The following is a 14,684-nucleotide window of genomic DNA, read 5'->3' as shown; positions in this document are numbered from 1 at the left end:
ATAGGTCCATCCTAGGCCCTATCTATGCCCCCATGAGCGTGACCCCAGCCCCCAGCCCCCCTCTCTCACCGGATACACCTCCCCAGGACGGTTTCATCCTGACCCGTCACGGGCGGGACGTACGCGGGCGTGACGGCGTGGGATCCCACACCGAGATAGTGATGTGGCTCTGGAGCGCCAAGGGACCGGTGCGCCTGGTGGTGCCGGGGCAGGAGCCGGTGTTCTTCCTGCCGGAGCACCACATGCAGGAGGCGGCCGAGCTGTTCAAGGGCGCCGGGGTGAGCGGGCGGTTTCGCCGTCTGCCCATGCATACCTTCGACGGCCGGGCCGTGGTGGGCTGCTACTTCTCCACCCTGAGCGCCTTCCACCGGGCCATCGAGCTCTTGCTCATCCGAGGCCTCGAACACTTCGAATCGGATATCCGGTTGCCGGAGCGCTACCTGATGGAGCGCTTCATCACCGCTGGCATCCGCTTCGATGGCAAGCCGGTGAAGAAGGGGGGCAAGCAGGGTTATTGGGAGGTGCAGCAGGCGCGCTGCGCCCCCCAGGGGGTGACCCCGGAGCTCTCCTGGGTGTCGCTGGATGTGGAGTGCGCCATGGACGGGGCCCTGTTCTCCATCGGGCTCTACAGCGAGCAGGATGCGCGGGTCATCATAATAGGGGTGCCTGAGGCGGGATCCGAAGATTGGGAGACAACCATAGAGTGGGTGGCGGATGAAAATGCCCTGCTCGGCGCCCTTGAGGCCTGGTTCAACCGCCACGATCCCGATCTCGTGATCGGCTGGAATGTGGTGAACTTCGACTTTCGCCTGCTGCTGCGCCGGGCCGAGCTCGGCGGGCGGCGGCTACGTATCGGGCGGGGGCGCGAGCTCTGCTTCTGGCGCTCCTCCCGGGGCGATCCCCAGACCGGCAACGTCATCATCCCGGGCCGCATGGTGCTGGACGGCATAGATACCCTGAAAAGCGCCACCTGGCAGTTCGCGAGTTACAGCCTGGACTCGGTGGCGAGCGAACTGCTGGGCCGCGGCAAGGACATCGAGGATGTGGCGAACCGGGGGGAGAAGATCACCGAGCTGTTCCACTCGGACAAGGAAGCACTCGCCCGCTACAACCTGGAAGATTGCAAGCTGGTGTGGGAGATCTTCGATTACTGCCACCTAATCCTCTTCGCCATCGAGCGAGCCTCCCTGACCGGCCTCGAACTGGACCGGGTGGGGGGCTCGGTGGCGGCCTTCACCAACCTCTATCTGCCGCGCTTGCACCGGGGCGGCTATGTGGCCCCCAACCTACCCGCCGACGGTGGCCTGGCAAGCCCAGGCGGCTATGTGATGGACTCCAAGCCCGGCCTCTATCGCCATGTGCTGGTGCTGGACTTCAAGAGCCTCTATCCCAGCATCATCCGCACCTTCTGCATCGATCCCATGGGGCTGGTGGAAGGGCTGCAACAGCCCGCTACCGCGGTGCCCGGTTTTCGCGGCGCCCTGTTCTCCCGTACCCGCCACTTCCTGCCGGATCTCATCGCCACCCTCTGGGCGGCGCGGGACAGGGCCAAGGCGGCCAGGAACAAGGCGCTCTCCCAGGCCATCAAGATCATCATGAACTCCTTCTACGGGGTGCTGGGCTCCGGGGGCTGCCGCTTCTACGATCCCCGCCTCGCCTCCTCCATCACATTGCGCGGCCACGGCATCATGCAGCAGACCCGGGAGTGGATAGAGGGGGAGGGCTTCGAGGTGATCTACGGGGACACGGACTCCACCTTCGTCCACCTGGGGCGGGCCGTCAGGGCCGGGGAGGCGGACGAGATCGGCAAGCGGCTGGCCGCCATGATCAACGACAATTGGACGGCGCTGATCAAGCGGGAATTCGATCTGCCCTGCTATCTCGAGATCGAATACGAGACCCACTATCGACGCTTCCTGATGCCCACCATCCGTGGGTTGGACAAGGGCAGCAAGAAGCGTTACGCCGGCCTGGTCGGGACACAAGAGGAGGGGGAGGAGGAGCAACTGGTGTTCAAGGGGCTCGAATCGGTGCGCACCGACTGGACGGCGCTCGCCAAGCAGTTCCAGACCCGCCTCTATGAGCTGGTGTTTCACGATCAGGATCCCAGCGGCTATGTGCGCACCATGGTGGATGAGACCCGGGCCGGCCTGCACGACGATCTGCTTGTCTACCGCAAGCGGTTGCGCCAGAAGCTCGAGGAGTACCAGAAGAACGTTCCCCCCCACGTGCGGGCGGCGCGCCTGGCGGACGAGGAGAACCTGCGCCGAGGTCGGCCCCAACGCTATCAGCACAGGGGCACCATCGCCTATCTAGTGACCATGAACGGGCCAGAGCCGCTGGAGTACAGGCGCAGCGCCATCGACTACGAGCACTACATCGACAAGCAGCTAAAACCCATTGCCGACGCCATCCTGCCCTTTATCGGCGAGTCGTTCGAGCGGATCTGCGGCCAGCAGCTGGATCTCTTCTAGCCCCAAGAGGCAGTAGGAGTGAAAGCTGCTGCAGCTGTGCAAAGAAAAAGAATAAACAGGAAGATGTGGGGAGAGCAGTGGTGAGAACGAAGTAGGGGGAGGCGAGTTCAATGCAAAAAGCCCGCTATCAAGCGGGCTCTTCAAATCTGGTGCGTCCTAGTGGATTCGAACCACCGACCCCCACCATGTCAAGGTGGTGCTCTAACCAGCTGAGCTAAGGACGCAGGGTGCGCTGTGCGGCTTTTACGATAAGTGGTGGGTTTAATTGGATTCGAACCAACGACCCCTACCATGTCAAGGTAGTGCTCTAACCAACTGAGCTATAAACCCACATCATCTATCGCTTTATCCCCGTGAGTGCAAACCAAGGGTTTCATTCACGGCAATATGGTGCGTCCTAGTGGATTCGAACCACCGACCCCCACCATGTCAAGGTGGTGCTCTAACCAGCTGAGCTAAGGACGCAAATTCTGTGTCGTTACAGTGAGCCCTAGTGAATTGAACTAAGGACACACATTATTCCCGTGTCGTGATGGTGCGTCCTAGTGGATTCGAACCACCGACCCCCACCATGTCAAGGTGGTGCTCTAACCAGCTGAGCTAAGGACGCATCACGAAAAGTGGTGGGTTTAATTGGATTCGAACCAACGACCCCTACCATGTCAAGGTAGTGCTCTAACCAACTGAGCTATAAACCCACTCGATGAAATGAATTCGAACCAACGACACAATCTTCACCATGCCAAGGTAATGCTCTGACCAACTGAGCGTTAAACCCACTTCAACAACGCCAGCATTGCTGGCGTGGTCGGCATACTACCCATGGCCCCCAAGGCTGTCAACAAGGGACATGCACAAAGGAGACTGTTTGCCCAGTTCTTGCGCAGCCTGTTGATTTTGCAGGCGAGGCGCTCATATAGCACGCCTCGCAGCGTCTCTTGCCGGGCTTGTTTATTGAGCCCGGGAAAGCGCCGTACAGGCCTCCGGGCTCGCGAAGCGGCCATAGATATGACGCAGGCGGGCGCCCAGCATCAGGGCGGCGCCGGTCAGGCCGACGATAAAGCCGACCCAGAAGCCCTGTGGCCCCATGCGCGGCACCACCCAGTCGGTCAGCCCCAGGATCATGCCGGTGGGCAGTCCGAGCCCCCAGTAGGCGACGATAGTGACGTAGAAGATCGCCTTGGTGTCCTTGTAGCCGCGCAGGGCTGCGGCCGCGACCACCTGCACCGAGTCGGAGATCTGATAGATGGCGGCGAAGAACAGCAGTATGGCCGCGAGGGTGATCACCTGCATGTCGTCGGTGTAGATACTGGCGATATGCTCGCGCAGCAGCACGGTGAGGGCGGCGGTACCGGCAGCCACCGCCATGCCCAGCATCAGGCCGGTGCGGGCGGCGACTCGGGCGTGCTCGGGCTGACCCTCGCCGATGCTGTGGCCGACCCGGATGGTGACACCCACCCCGATGGAGAGCGGCAGCATAAACACCAGGCTGGAGAAGTTCAGGGCTATCTGGTGGCTTGCCACCGTCTCTGCGCCGAAGGGGGCCAGCATCAGGGCCACCACGGTAAACAGGGTCACCTCGCAGAAGATGGCCATGGCGATGGGAAAGCCCAAGCGGAACAGGCGCCAGATCCGGCTGCCATTGGGGCGGGCCAGGTTGGCAAACAGGTTGATCTTCTTGAAGTGGGAGGAGAACTTCACATAGAGGATCATCGCCAGCAGCATGGCCCAGAGCACGATGGCGGTGGCCACGCCACAGCCCACGCCACCGAGCTTGGGCATGCCGAAGTGACCGTGAATGAAGATGTAGTTCGCGGGAATATTGACCGCCAGCCCCACGAAGCCGATCACCATGGTGGGCATGGTGTGGGAGAGCCCCTCACTGAAGTTGCGCAGCACCTGGAACAGCACGAAGGCGGGCAGGCCCCACATGATGGCGTGCAGGAAGCCGGTGGTCTTGGCGGCCATGACGGGATCCACCTTCATCAGGTGCAGCGCCAGCGGGCTGAAATAGAGCGCCAGCATGGCGATCGGGATCACCATCAGCGCCAGCCAGAAGCCCTGGTGCACGGCGGGGCGCACCTCGTCCCGTTTGCGGGCCCCGTTGAGCTGGGAAACAATGGGGGTGAGGGCCATGATGATGCCCTGGGTCAGCAAGATGATCGGCAGCCAGAAACTGGAGGCCACCGACACCGCCGCGAGATCCACGGCGCTGACCTGGCCCGCCATCACGGTATCCACGAAGCTCATGGCGACCTGGGCCACCTGGGCCACCAGAATGGGACTGGCTAGGCGAACGAGTTGCTTCGCCTCGGACCAATAACGTTGCACTGACACCTCCGAATGGATCAGATAGAAAGAGAAAGAACGGATGATTGAGAGGAGCTTTTGCCTCCCCGGAGCCGGGGAGACAAAGAGCGGGGGTGTCATTCTAGCCTGAAAAACCGCCAACGGGAAACCGTTCGCGGAAGGTCATGGGATCAGGCGTCTTCGTGATCGCTGATCAGCAGGTTGGCGGCGGCGTAGGCGGCCTGCTCGCGCAAGTCGGCGGGTACTCGTTCGTCCCCAGCCACCGCGTTGAGGGCGCGGATGGTGGCGGCGATGGCGTTCGGTACATAGCCCTGCTCCCCCGAACCGATCTGGTTGTAGGCGATGCGAATGGCTTCACAGCATTGATATACCTGCATATTTACTTCCTTTAATAGCCGAGTCTGACTGCCGTCACTATAGCGATCGCCAGGCTCCTTGTCAGCCGCAGCGCTTTTCTTGCAGGCTTGTCTTGCGCAGTGACGGGGGTTAACCTGCCAACAATTTTTTTGACCTGGCAGGAGACGAGACATGTTCACCGGCATAGTACAGGGCACCGCCGAACTGGTGGCCTTCACCGAGCAGCCCAATTTTCGCACCCACGTGATCCGCATGCCGAGCCTGGCCTGGGGAGAGGGGCTGGCGCTCGGCGCCTCCGTCGCCCACAACGGCTGCTGCCTGACCGTGACCCGGGTCGAGGGAGATCTGGTCAGCTTCGACCTGATGCAGGAGACCCTGCGCCTCACCAACCTGGGGGCGCTGAAGCTCGGGGACAAGGTGAACGTGGAGCGGGCGGCCCGCTTTGGCGACGAGATTGGCGGTCACGCCATGTCCGGCCACATCATGGGCACGGCGGACGTCATCTCGGTCATCGACACCCCGAACAACCGCCAGGTCTGGTATCGCCTCGCCCCCGAGCTCATGAAATACGTGCTGACCAAGGGCTATATCGGCATCGACGGCATCAGCCTGACCGTGGGAGAGGTGCGCGCCAACGAGTTTTGCGTCAACCTCATCCCCGAGACCCTGGCCCGCACCAACCTCGGCTGGGTCAAGGCGGGCTGGCGCACCAATATCGAGATAGACCCCCAGACCCAGGCCATCGTCGATACGGTGGAGCGGGTGTTGGCGGCCCGTGCATAAACTGACATCTGATCATCGATGCCAAAAGGCCAGCAGATTGCTGGCCTTTTTTGCATTCTATAGATGGTTTATTTCGTCAAAAACAAGACAGGCAGTTCAGATCACTGCCTTGTGCAGGGCAATACATGTGCCCAGTGCCGTCAGAACAGCTGCTCGTCGTCCGCATCCACAAACAGCTGCAAACAGTCGCGGGCCTCGTCCCTGTGCAGTCTCAGGTGGATGGGGTTGCAGCAGGCCATGCAATCCTCGTAGAACTCCTGATCCCCCTGGCTGGCGTCGAGCTCGACCCGGGTGTGGTGACCGCAGTGGGGGCAGACGATACGCTTGCTGGTGTACTCGATCATGGTGACCTCCTCAGGCCCTTGGGCCGCCTTGTTACCCTGATTCTAGTCGGCGAGGGGCGCCGCAACCGCGAGGGAGCGCACGTTTAGGGCAAGGGAATGCGAATTGAGGTGCAGGCACTCATCGCCCATTTCCGCCGAGCTGCGAGCCTTGCCACGCATCAGGTTGAACGAGGATCTGATGCCGGGAGCCCAGCTTATTGATTGGCGAGAGGAAAATAAAAAGCCCCGCCTGGGCGGGGCTGATCAACAGGGTTGGCGATGGTAAGGCAGAGATGGCGCATGGGAACGATCAGCGCCTCGCTCGCCCCACGGCTCAGGCTATCCAGCGTTCCAGCATGGCGCCGTCCAGCTCGGCCAGGGAGCCGAGCTCGTGGTCGGCGATGGCGAGACGGGGATCGCCGACCAGGGCCGGATCCGGCACGATAAGCGCCTGCATGGAGGCCGCCTTGGCCGCCAGCAGCCCGGTGAAGCTGTCCTCGATGGCCAGACACTGCACCGGCAGGACGCCGAGCTTCTCGGCGGCGTGGATGTAGACATCCGGGTGGGGCTTGCCGAAGCGCTCCACCTCGGCGGAGTGCACCGCGAGGAAGCGCTCCTTGATGCCGAGTTTGCCGAGCACGGCCTCGACCATGGAAAACGGCGAGGAGGTGGCGAGCCCGATCTTGAGACCACGGGCCTCCATCAGTGCCAGCGCTTCCAGCACGCCGGCCTTGGGCTGGCCTTCGCTCAGGATGAGGGCGATCACCCGATCCAGGATGCGCTGCACCACCTCTTCCTGGCTGGGGCCGCTCCAGGGACGAATGCGATACCAGTGGGCCACCAGCTGATCGATGCGCACCCCTATGGTGGAGTTGCAGTCTTCCTCGGTGTGGAAGTGGCCCAGCTCGGCGAACACGGCCATCTGGGCGCGCTGCCAAAAGGGTTCGGAATCGATCAGGACACCGTCCATATCGAAGATCACGGCAGTTAACATCATCTACTCCTGACAAGGTTGAACGGGGATTATAAGCCGGACGCACAAATGCAAAAGGGGCATTTCACTGCCCCTTGCGCGGGATCATGGGGGCGACACCAGTTGCTTAAAAGATGACCTCGACCCTCGCGGCCACCGCCTTGGCCTTTTCCACCGCCTCTTCGCACCGCTCGCCACGGGCCAGTGCCACTCCGAGCCGGCGACGACCGGCGATCTCGGGCTTGCCAAACAGCCGTAACTGGGCACCCGGCACCAGGCTCAGCGCCTCGCCAATGCCCTGATAGCGGATGTCCTGACTGTGGCCGTCCCGCAGCACCACGGCCGACGCGCTCGGCCCGTACTGGGTGATGTGGCCGATGGGCAGCCCCAGGATGGCGCGCACGTGCAGGGCGAACTCGGAGAGATCCTGGGAGATGAGGGTCACCATGCCGGTGTCGTGGGGGCGGGGGGAAACCTCGCTGAACCAGACGTCATCCCCCTTGACGAACAGCTCGACCCCGAACAGGCCGTGGCCGCCGAGGGCCTCGACCACCTTGGCGGCGACCTCCTTGGCACGAGCCAGCGCCAGCTCGCTCATGGCCTGGGGCTGCCAGGACTCGCGATAGTCGCCGTCTTCCTGGCGGTGGCCTATGGGATCGCAGAAGTGAATGCCATCCACCGCCCGCACCGTGAGCAGGGTGATTTCGTACTCGAAGGGCACGAAGCCCTCGACGATCACCTTGCCACGACCGGCGCGGCCCCCCTCCTGGGCATAGGTCCAGGCGTCGTCCAACTTGGTGAGGTCCCGCAGCAGGCTCTGGCCCTTGCCGGAGGAGCTCATCACGGGTTTGACCACGCAGGGCAGGCCGATGGCCGCCACCGCGGTATCGAACTCTTCCTTGCTCTGGGCGAAGCGATAGCTGGAGGTGGGTAAGCCGAGTTCCTCGGCGGCCAGGCGCCGGATCCCCTCCCGGTTCATGGTGAGCTGGGTGGCGCGGGCGTTGGGCACCACTCTCACCCCTTCCTGTTCCAGCGCCGCCAGGGTATCGGTGGCGATGGCCTCGATCTCGGGGATGATGAGGTCGGGTTTGACCTCATTGACCAGGGTGCGCAGGGCGGCGCCGTCCAGCATATCCAGCACATGGGCTTGGTGCGCCACCTGCATGGCGGGGGCGCCTGCGTAGCGGTCGGCGGCGATCACTTCAATGCCAAGGCGCTGCAACTCGATGGCGACTTCCTTGCCGAGCTCTCCGGAGCCAAGCAGCAGGGCGCGGGTGGCACCGGGGCGGGTGGCGGTTCCAAACATTCGATCTCTCCTCATGTCGATGGTCCATCGTGTACGGCGCACAGGGTGGCCAATGAGCGGACAAAAAAAGAGGCACGCATGGCGTACCTCAGGAAACGGATTTGTGGGCGCGCTGCTCGAGATGAGTCAGCAGCGTGATGGCGCCTATGATGATGGCGGCGCCGAGCCACAATCGGCCCGGGGGCGCCCAGCCAAACACCAGCCAGCCTGCCAGCACGTTCATGGGCAGCTTGGCAAAGTCGAACGGCTGCACGAAGGACGCCTCGGCCACGCTGTAGGCGCGGGCGATGGACATCTGGGCCAGGGCGGACAGCACGCCGGAGGCCGCCACCAGCAGCCACTGGGTCTCGCTCGGCCACTGCCACTCCGGCAGGGCCAGCATGGCGTTGAACGGGGTGCTGAAGATGAGCAGGTAGACCACTATGGTGTGGGATGACTCGCTCGCCGCCTGATAGCGCACCAGCAATGAGTAACCGGCCCAGAACAGGGCCGCCGCCACCGGCAGCAGGGAGGCCATGCTGAAGTCGTCGGTCCAGGGGGCCAGGATCAGCATGGCCCCCACAAAGCCCGCCAGGGTGGCGAGGATGCGGGCCCGGCTCACCTGCTCCTTGAGCAGCAGGGCGGATCCCAGGGTGGCGAACAGGGGGGAGGTCATCAAGAGTGCTATCCCCTGCCAGATGGGAACCGGCACCGCCAGCGCCCAGAGCCAGAACTGGATGCCGATGACGGCGAGGGCCACCCGCAGCAGGTGCAGGCGCAGCTGATTGGTCATCAGGGATTGGCGCAGGCCGTGGCGGATGAGCCAGGGCAGCAGGCAGACCAGGGCGATCAGGTACTGGTGGAAGGCGACCTGGGTGGAGGCGAGGCCGAGCTTGAAGCTGACGTACTGGCTCAGGCTGTTGACGGCGGCGAAGCAGAGGCCTGCCACCATCATCCAGACGGCGCCGGCAAAGGGGGAGTGCCTGCGAGAGGGTTCCATGGGATCCGGAGTCATGCAAAAAAGTGCGGCGGATCATAACGGCAATCGTTTGTTCTGCCAAGGGCGGGAGCCCGATGAAAACCCCGATGGCGAGGAAATACACGCACACATCAAAATTTTTGAATGAGTTGAGCATCTATTTTCGCTATCAGGGGGGAAAGCCAGTGTTTATAGTGACCTCCATCGACAGTGCGACTGTCCAACTGATAACCAAATGGAGTCTTACCATGGCCAACATCCTCGTACTCAAGTCCAGCATCCTGGGTCAATACTCCCAGTCCAACGCCCTGATCGACGGCTTCCTGGCCGATCACCAGGATGACAACATCACAGTGCGCGACCTGGCTGCCCTGAACCTGCCGGTTCTGGATGGCGAGCTGGCCTTCGGTCTGCGCGGCGGTGAGAACCTGAGCGAGCGTCAACTGGCCGTGCTGGCCCAGTCCGACGAGCTGGTTGCCGAACTCAAAGCGAGCGATCTGGTGGTGATTGCGGCCCCCATGTACAACTTCAACATCCCGACTCAACTGAAAAACTGGATTGATCTGGTGGCCCGCGCCGGCGTGACCTTCCGCTACACCGAGACCGGCCCGGTCGGCCTGGTGGAAAACACCCGCGCCCTGGTGGTCAGCCCCCGCGGTGGCCTGCACGTGGGCAATGCCACCGATCTGGTGACCCCCTACATGCGCACCGTACTCGGCTTCATCGGTATCAATGACGTGGACTTCATCTACGCCGAAGGCATGGGCATGGGCCCGGACGCCCAGGCCAAGGGCATCGAGCAGGCGAAAGAGCAGCTGGAAGCCCTGGCTATCTAATCCGCTCGCACTCTGCCAGACAGAAACAACAACGCAGCCCTCGGGCTGCGTTGTGTTTTTAAAGGGTCGGCCAGGGCCGGAGAGGTCAGTCTCGCAGGAAGTGACGACAACCGCTGCCTACCAGCAGGCAGACGACCACCAGGGATCCCAGCAGCAGGCTGCTGAGCCACTGCTCAGTGCTGTCAGGCAATTGGGGGGAGAAGAGGCTGATCGTGAAGAGGGCGCTGATGATGATCAGGCTGGTCTGTCGGGTCAGGTGCATGGCGTCGTCCTTGGCTAGTGGTACACGGATAAGGGTATCCGCTCTGTGTGACAGCCTGATGTATCCATACGTCAGGCGACAGGTCACTCCACCTTAGCAGCTTTTGCCGCCAGAGCCAGCCCGGCTGGGCACTCTGTGATCCGGATCCCTATCTGAACTGTTTTTGATCAGCCTGGTAGTGAAAATCACCGCCAGCGAGGCGAGCCTCCAGGGCGGCCTTGTCCAGCTCCTGAGCCCGGCAGAGATCGTCGAGATCATCGTAGTGATCACGCAGCTGCATGTTGACCGTGCTCAGCAGTATGTGGATGTCCATGGTGGGGAAGTTTTTCAGATTCATGGTTGCTGCTCCTGATCCAGCAGATGCAACTGCTCGATGGCATCGCTCACGCTCTGCAGATGCAGGCGGATGCTCTCGCGCGCCTCGGCGGGCAGATAGTCGGTGAGGGTATGCTGCCAGCTGCCCGCTTCCGTCTTGAGTTGCTGGAACAGCACCAGCCCCGCATGGGTGAAGGAGACCAGGCTGATACGCTTGTCCTGGGGGCTGCTCTCGGTAAACAGTATCCCCTTCTCCACCAGGCGGTGGATCTCGCGGGAGATCCGCACCTTGTCCATCCCGCTCGCCTCCACCAGCTCCTTCTGGCTGATGGGGTAGTTGGGGCCGAGCACCATCATCAGACGCCACTGGGGCACGGTCAGCTGATAGCGTTGCTGGTAAAACTGTTCGAAGGTATCGCGCACCATCTCAGCGGCGTGCACCAGCTGATAGGGAGGGTAGTGGGCGAGCAGCTCAATGATCTTTGACATATGACATCCTGCTGTAGCGGCTGCATCGGGTGCAGTTTCTCTTGATACTTTGACCTTGATGATACGTAACACAAGGGCATTTGTCTGAAAATGCACAAGAAAAATGTGCGGTGGCGCACGTGCCAGGAGCTGAAAAAAGTTTTAAAGGCTTCAATTGACCTTTTTGGTTGACCGTTTCCTCAGCCAGATCAAGGCATTGTGCCCAAGCCAGGCCTCCTTGCTCTGGAGCACATAGAGCGCGGCCTCGTCGCGGCTGCCGGCCTGCCACGCCTGAGGATCCTGTTTGGGCAGCTTGCGCTGGCCCAGCAGGCAGGGGGGCACATGGGGGTTGGTCGCGATGGCCGCCGCCAGATAGGGCTCGGCCACCGCTTCCCCTTCCCGGGCAAAGACCATCAGCGCCTGGTTGTAGCGCAGCCAGCAGGAGGCTTCGTCGAAGCGCACCAACAGAGCGCTCAGTGCATCCCAATCCCCTTGCCGTGCATAGAGGCTGGATAAGGGGTGACGGCTGCCCGGCTCATCGCTCACGCAGAGGGCGAGCAGGGCCAGGTACTCGGCCCTGGCCTCATCAAGGGCCCCCAGGCGCAGCAGGCAGTCGGCCCGCCCGGCCCTGGCCGCCAGCAGGGGGCGCGCCTGCTCGGCGCCCCAGCCATGGCCGGCGGTGCCTTGCCAGAAGGCGTCATCGAATTGCGGCTCGGCATCCCTGACTATCTTCTCAAACCAGCTCAGCCGCGCCTTGGGATCCCGGCACGCCGCCGCCTGCTCGAACCACTGTTGCCACTGCTGGCTCTGCCCCGTCTCGGGGGCACCCTGATCATCGGATGAGAGGGTGTGCTGATCCAGGGTCAGCAACTGGTTGAGGGCCGCCTTCATCTGCTGGCGCTGGCGCTTGCAGAAATCGAGGAAGGAGAGCTCGCTGCCCGCCGCCTGGTGCAGCATGCGGGCCATGGGCTCGTCACGAAACAGGCAGAGCTCGGCGGCCAGACTGTAGCGCAAACGGGTGAGGGGGGCGTTCAGATCCCTGGGGGTGGGCCACTGGGCCAGCCCCAGGCTGAAGCCATAGCTCCACTGACCGAGAGGATGAGCTTTGGCGAAGACCTGCTCCGGGGTGTCGGTGGAGAGGCGACACTGGTTCGGCAGGGCGAGCTGACCTTCGTCGGCCAGGGTCTCCAGCTCGGCGATGAGGTGCGAAAGGGCCGCGCCGCTCTGGGCATCAGGCTCACACTCGTCTTCGAACAATCCGCCGAGGGGCGCCTGCCAGTCGGGGGTAACCGGCCCCGTCAGACGGGCGCAGAGGAAACCGTGCAGGGCCGGATAGCTCAGATCTTGCCGGCTATGATGCTGAGTCCATTGATTGAGAAGGCGGGTGCGAGTGGCTGGGTTCATCGAGGCGTCCTGTGGATTAAACGGCGGCGCAGTCTACCCAAAAATGGGGTCATTTGCAGCAAACGGGCGGCTGAATGCTGCTATTATCGCCAGGCCGACCGGCTGTGGGCCCGAAAATAATGGCCCTGAAAGAGCAAGGGGCTAGGTCCCGTCACGGCTCTGGGGTAACATGCGCGCCTGCATGTAAAATGACGCCGGCTGTCACCGTCCATGGGATGACAGGGGCGATGCACACCTATACGACAGGCCCCAGATACGGGCCCATCCGGATATTGAAAGAAGAGATCACCATGTTACAGATTGGCAAAATGAACACCCTCACCGTCGTTGAGCTCGAAGAGCGTGGCGCCTGGCTGGCGGCTGGCGAAGAGTATGGCGAGCTGCTGCTGCCCAAGCGCCAGTTGCCGGAAGGCGTGGCCGAAGGCGGGGAGGTGTCCGTCTTCCTCTATCTGGATGCCGACTGCGAGCCGGTGATCACCACCGACAAACCCTTCGCCATGGTGGGAGAGATCGTCGGCCTCAAGGTGGTCAACGCCAACAAGATCGGTGCCTTCCTCGACTGGGGCATGAAAAAAGATCTGTTCGTGCCGAGCCGCGAGCAGAACAAGCCGATGCAGGTGGGTCACGTCTATCTGGTGCATCTGATGCTGGACAACGAGGGGCGCATGGTGGGCACCAGCCGCCTCGAGCGCTTCCTGCGCATCGACCGCGTCCCCTTCAAGGCCGGTGACGAGGTGATGGCCCTGCCGGGGGAGCATACCCCCCTCGGCATCAAGGCCGTGGTCAACGGTCAGTACTCCGGCATGCTGTTCAAGAACGAGGTGTTCGGCCGGGTGATGACGGGGCGCCCCTTGACCGCCTGGGTCAAGCAGGTGCGTGACGATGGCAAGCTGGATCTGACCCTGCAAAAGCCGGGGATGACGGCGCGGATGGACGACGCCGGCGAGCGTATCCTGGTGCGGCTGCAGAAACAGGGTGGCAGTCTGGCAGTGGGTGACAAGAGCGATCCCGATCTCATCTACAAGATGTTCAGCATGAGCAAAGGCACCTTCAAGAAGGCCATCGGCGGCCTCTACAAGCAGGGCAAGATCGTCATCGAAGACAACTGCATCAGTCTGGTGGATGCCGCCAAGGCCGATGCCAGCGACGCGAGTAGCGAGTAAGTGCCTAGCCCCTGCATCGGTCACTGCAAGGCCAAGGACGGGCTCTGCCTCGGTTGTGGCCGCACCCTGACCGAGATTGGCCAGTGGTCCGCCATGGACAGCGAAGCCCAGCTCGCGCGCATGGCCGAGCTGGATGGCTCAATCAGTACCCATGTCTGTCCTGGCTGTGGCGAGCCGGCCTTTTGTGCCGTCTCCGCGGGGAGCACCATCGCACAGTGCTGGTGCAGCCAGCTGCCTGCCTTGCCCATGAGCGAGGCGAGTGCCTGTTGGTGCCGCCGCTGCCTGACCAAGGCGATAGCCGCACGGCCTTGAGCGAGCTTCGCGGATCGCAGAAACAAGAAAGGCGCCATGGGCGCCTTTCTCATGCCTGCTGCTGGCGGTGCCAGCGCACATGCACCTCATGCTCGCTGCGATTGCGGGGCAGCAGGAAGGCGGCATAGATCACCTCGAATTCGTCCTGATGATCCAGCAAACCGACCCACACCTCGACCCAGCGCTCCATGTCGACGGGCACGCCGAGCTCGGTCGACCAGTCCGCATTGGGCAGGGTCGCCTCGACGGCACCCCGCTGTTCGAATTCGAGGGTGATGTCGACGATTTGTTCGGGGGCCAGCATGTCGGCGGCCTGCTCGAGAAACTGATCATAGGCCCACTCGACCAGCTGATCCGGGCTACGTTGTTCCATGCATTCACTCCAGATACATCCAGGTGCGCCACTGTATCAATTATTGAAGATGGGGGCCAGATCGGGG

Annotated in this window: 16 protein-coding genes and 5 tRNA genes; 5 read left to right on the top strand and 16 right to left on the bottom strand. The window is 62.5% G+C overall.

Annotation, left to right across the window (positions count from 1 at the left end; genetic code table 11):
* Window positions 1-32 precede the first annotated feature (32 nt).
* Entirely contained in the window at window positions 33-2,474 is a 2,442-nt protein-coding gene (locus tag ACRCYW_RS16930) for a DNA polymerase II (RefSeq protein ID WP_438551191.1), read from the top strand.
* Between the two features lie 147 nt (window positions 2,475-2,621).
* Here ACRCYW_RS16930 and ACRCYW_RS16925 read toward each other — a convergent pair.
* From ACRCYW_RS16925 to ACRCYW_RS16895, 7 genes are all read right to left on the bottom strand, one after another.
* A tRNA-Val gene (locus tag ACRCYW_RS16925) sits at window positions 2,622-2,698 on the bottom strand.
* Window positions 2,699-2,727: 29 nt separating this feature from the next.
* Window positions 2,728-2,804 (bottom strand) — tRNA-Val (locus tag ACRCYW_RS16920).
* A gap of 58 nt (window positions 2,805-2,862) precedes the next feature.
* Window positions 2,863-2,939, bottom strand: a tRNA-Val gene (locus ACRCYW_RS16915).
* Between the two features lie 68 nt (window positions 2,940-3,007).
* A tRNA-Val gene (locus ACRCYW_RS16910) sits at window positions 3,008-3,084 on the bottom strand.
* 11 nt (window positions 3,085-3,095) lie between these two features.
* A tRNA-Val gene (locus ACRCYW_RS16905) sits at window positions 3,096-3,172 on the bottom strand.
* Between the two features lie 253 nt (window positions 3,173-3,425).
* A complete protein-coding gene (locus ACRCYW_RS16900; protein WP_438551190.1) occupies window positions 3,426-4,805 on the bottom strand; it encodes an MATE family efflux transporter in 1,380 nt (459 codons plus the stop codon).
* A gap of 149 nt (window positions 4,806-4,954) precedes the next feature.
* A complete protein-coding gene (locus tag ACRCYW_RS16895) occupies window positions 4,955-5,161 on the bottom strand; it encodes a YaeP family protein (RefSeq protein ID WP_100858406.1) in 207 nt (68 codons plus the stop codon).
* Between the two features lie 151 nt (window positions 5,162-5,312).
* On the opposite strand from ACRCYW_RS16895, the gene ACRCYW_RS16890 reads away from it, so the two are divergent.
* Complete coding sequence (locus ACRCYW_RS16890; RefSeq protein ID WP_438551189.1) at window positions 5,313-5,924, top strand: riboflavin synthase subunit alpha; 612 nt, start codon at window positions 5,313-5,315, stop codon at window positions 5,922-5,924.
* 140 nt (window positions 5,925-6,064) lie between these two features.
* Here the strand turns inward: ACRCYW_RS16890 and ACRCYW_RS16885 are convergent, their stop codons facing one another.
* The 4 genes from ACRCYW_RS16885 to ACRCYW_RS16870 all read right to left on the bottom strand — a co-directional run bounded on the left by ACRCYW_RS16885 (window position 6,065) and on the right by ACRCYW_RS16870 (window position 9,505).
* On the bottom strand, window positions 6,065-6,268 hold the full coding sequence (locus ACRCYW_RS16885) for a CPXCG motif-containing cysteine-rich protein (RefSeq protein ID WP_005336871.1): 204 nt from the start codon (window positions 6,266-6,268) through the stop codon (window positions 6,065-6,067).
* A gap of 313 nt (window positions 6,269-6,581) precedes the next feature.
* The gene (hxpB, locus tag ACRCYW_RS16880) at window positions 6,582-7,241 is read right to left on the bottom strand and encodes a hexitol phosphatase HxpB (protein WP_438551314.1); all 660 of its coding nucleotides are present in this window, start codon (window positions 7,239-7,241) and stop codon (window positions 6,582-6,584) included.
* Between the two features lie 106 nt (window positions 7,242-7,347).
* On the bottom strand, window positions 7,348-8,526 hold the full coding sequence (gene purT, locus ACRCYW_RS16875) for a formate-dependent phosphoribosylglycinamide formyltransferase (protein WP_438551188.1): 1,179 nt from the start codon (window positions 8,524-8,526) through the stop codon (window positions 7,348-7,350).
* Between the two features lie 88 nt (window positions 8,527-8,614).
* On the bottom strand, window positions 8,615-9,505 hold the full coding sequence (locus ACRCYW_RS16870) for a DMT family transporter (RefSeq protein WP_438551187.1): 891 nt from the start codon (window positions 9,503-9,505) through the stop codon (window positions 8,615-8,617).
* Between the two features lie 227 nt (window positions 9,506-9,732).
* Here ACRCYW_RS16870 and ACRCYW_RS16865 point away from each other — a divergent pair, with 227 nt between their 5' ends.
* Window positions 9,733-10,320, top strand: a complete 588-nt coding sequence (locus ACRCYW_RS16865) for an FMN-dependent NADH-azoreductase (RefSeq protein WP_438551186.1) — start codon at window positions 9,733-9,735, stop codon at window positions 10,318-10,320.
* An 85-nt stretch (window positions 10,321-10,405) separates the two neighbouring features.
* Here the strand turns inward: ACRCYW_RS16865 and ACRCYW_RS16860 are convergent, their stop codons facing one another.
* From ACRCYW_RS16860 to ACRCYW_RS16845, 4 genes are all read right to left on the bottom strand, one after another.
* Entirely contained in the window at window positions 10,406-10,582 is a 177-nt protein-coding gene (locus tag ACRCYW_RS16860; protein WP_438551185.1) for a hypothetical protein, read from the bottom strand.
* A 148-nt stretch (window positions 10,583-10,730) separates the two neighbouring features.
* Window positions 10,731-10,919, bottom strand: coding sequence for a DUF4250 domain-containing protein (locus ACRCYW_RS16855; RefSeq protein WP_438551184.1), 189 nt, complete (start codon window positions 10,917-10,919; stop codon window positions 10,731-10,733).
* Window positions 10,916-11,386, bottom strand: coding sequence for a MarR family winged helix-turn-helix transcriptional regulator (locus ACRCYW_RS16850; RefSeq protein WP_438551183.1), 471 nt, complete (start codon window positions 11,384-11,386; stop codon window positions 10,916-10,918). The genes ACRCYW_RS16855 and ACRCYW_RS16850 overlap by 4 nt, the downstream gene beginning before the upstream one ends.
* A 150-nt stretch (window positions 11,387-11,536) precedes the next feature.
* Window positions 11,537-12,769: a UPF0149 family protein gene (locus ACRCYW_RS16845; RefSeq protein WP_438551182.1), complete on the bottom strand. Its 1,233-nt coding sequence runs from the start codon at window positions 12,767-12,769 to the stop codon at window positions 11,537-11,539.
* A 272-nt stretch (window positions 12,770-13,041) separates the two neighbouring features.
* On the opposite strand from ACRCYW_RS16845, the gene ACRCYW_RS16840 reads away from it, so the two are divergent.
* Both ACRCYW_RS16840 and ACRCYW_RS16835 read left to right on the top strand, forming a co-directional pair.
* On the top strand, window positions 13,042-13,932 hold the full coding sequence (locus ACRCYW_RS16840; protein WP_438551313.1) for a CvfB family protein: 891 nt from the start codon (window positions 13,042-13,044) through the stop codon (window positions 13,930-13,932).
* Window positions 13,933-14,244 (top strand): DUF1289 domain-containing protein, encoded by a 312-nt coding sequence (locus ACRCYW_RS16835; RefSeq protein WP_438551181.1) that lies wholly within the window; start codon window positions 13,933-13,935, stop codon window positions 14,242-14,244. It begins immediately after the preceding gene.
* 49 nt (window positions 14,245-14,293) lie between these two features.
* Here ACRCYW_RS16835 and ACRCYW_RS16830 read toward each other — a convergent pair whose 3' ends face one another.
* On the bottom strand, window positions 14,294-14,617 hold the full coding sequence (locus ACRCYW_RS16830) for an HI1450 family dsDNA-mimic protein (RefSeq protein ID WP_438551180.1): 324 nt from the start codon (window positions 14,615-14,617) through the stop codon (window positions 14,294-14,296).
* Between the last annotated feature and the right edge of the window lie 67 nt (window positions 14,618-14,684).

The organism is Aeromonas sp., assembly GCF_051657805.1.
Taxonomy (GTDB): domain Bacteria; phylum Pseudomonadota; class Gammaproteobacteria; order Enterobacterales; family Aeromonadaceae; genus Aeromonas.
The sequence above is the reverse complement of the archived record's forward strand: the minus strand, read 5'-3'. Positions and strand labels throughout refer to the sequence as shown.

Coding starts and splice junctions, on each gene's coding strand:
- ACRCYW_RS16930 (WP_438551191.1), top strand. CDS start 33: ATGAGCGTGACCCCAGCCCCCAGCCCCCCTCTCTCACCGGATACACCT.
- ACRCYW_RS16895 (WP_100858406.1), bottom strand. CDS start 5,161: ATGCAGGTATATCAATGCTGTGAAGCCATTCGCATCGCCTACAACCAG.
- ACRCYW_RS16890 (WP_438551189.1), top strand. CDS start 5,313: ATGTTCACCGGCATAGTACAGGGCACCGCCGAACTGGTGGCCTTCACC.
- ACRCYW_RS16885 (WP_005336871.1), bottom strand. CDS start 6,268: ATGATCGAGTACACCAGCAAGCGTATCGTCTGCCCCCACTGCGGTCAC.
- hxpB (WP_438551314.1), bottom strand. CDS start 7,241: ATGTTAACTGCCGTGATCTTCGATATGGACGGTGTCCTGATCGATTCC.
- purT (WP_438551188.1), bottom strand. CDS start 8,526: ATGTTTGGAACCGCCACCCGCCCCGGTGCCACCCGCGCCCTGCTGCTT.
- ACRCYW_RS16870 (WP_438551187.1), bottom strand. CDS start 9,505: ATGGAACCCTCTCGCAGGCACTCCCCCTTTGCCGGCGCCGTCTGGATG.
- ACRCYW_RS16865 (WP_438551186.1), top strand. CDS start 9,733: ATGGCCAACATCCTCGTACTCAAGTCCAGCATCCTGGGTCAATACTCC.
- ACRCYW_RS16860 (WP_438551185.1), bottom strand. CDS start 10,582: ATGCACCTGACCCGACAGACCAGCCTGATCATCATCAGCGCCCTCTTC.
- ACRCYW_RS16855 (WP_438551184.1), bottom strand. CDS start 10,919: ATGAATCTGAAAAACTTCCCCACCATGGACATCCACATACTGCTGAGC.
- ACRCYW_RS16850 (WP_438551183.1), bottom strand. CDS start 11,386: ATGTCAAAGATCATTGAGCTGCTCGCCCACTACCCTCCCTATCAGCTG.
- ACRCYW_RS16845 (WP_438551182.1), bottom strand. CDS start 12,769: ATGAACCCAGCCACTCGCACCCGCCTTCTCAATCAATGGACTCAGCAT.
- ACRCYW_RS16830 (WP_438551180.1), bottom strand. CDS start 14,617: ATGGAACAACGTAGCCCGGATCAGCTGGTCGAGTGGGCCTATGATCAG.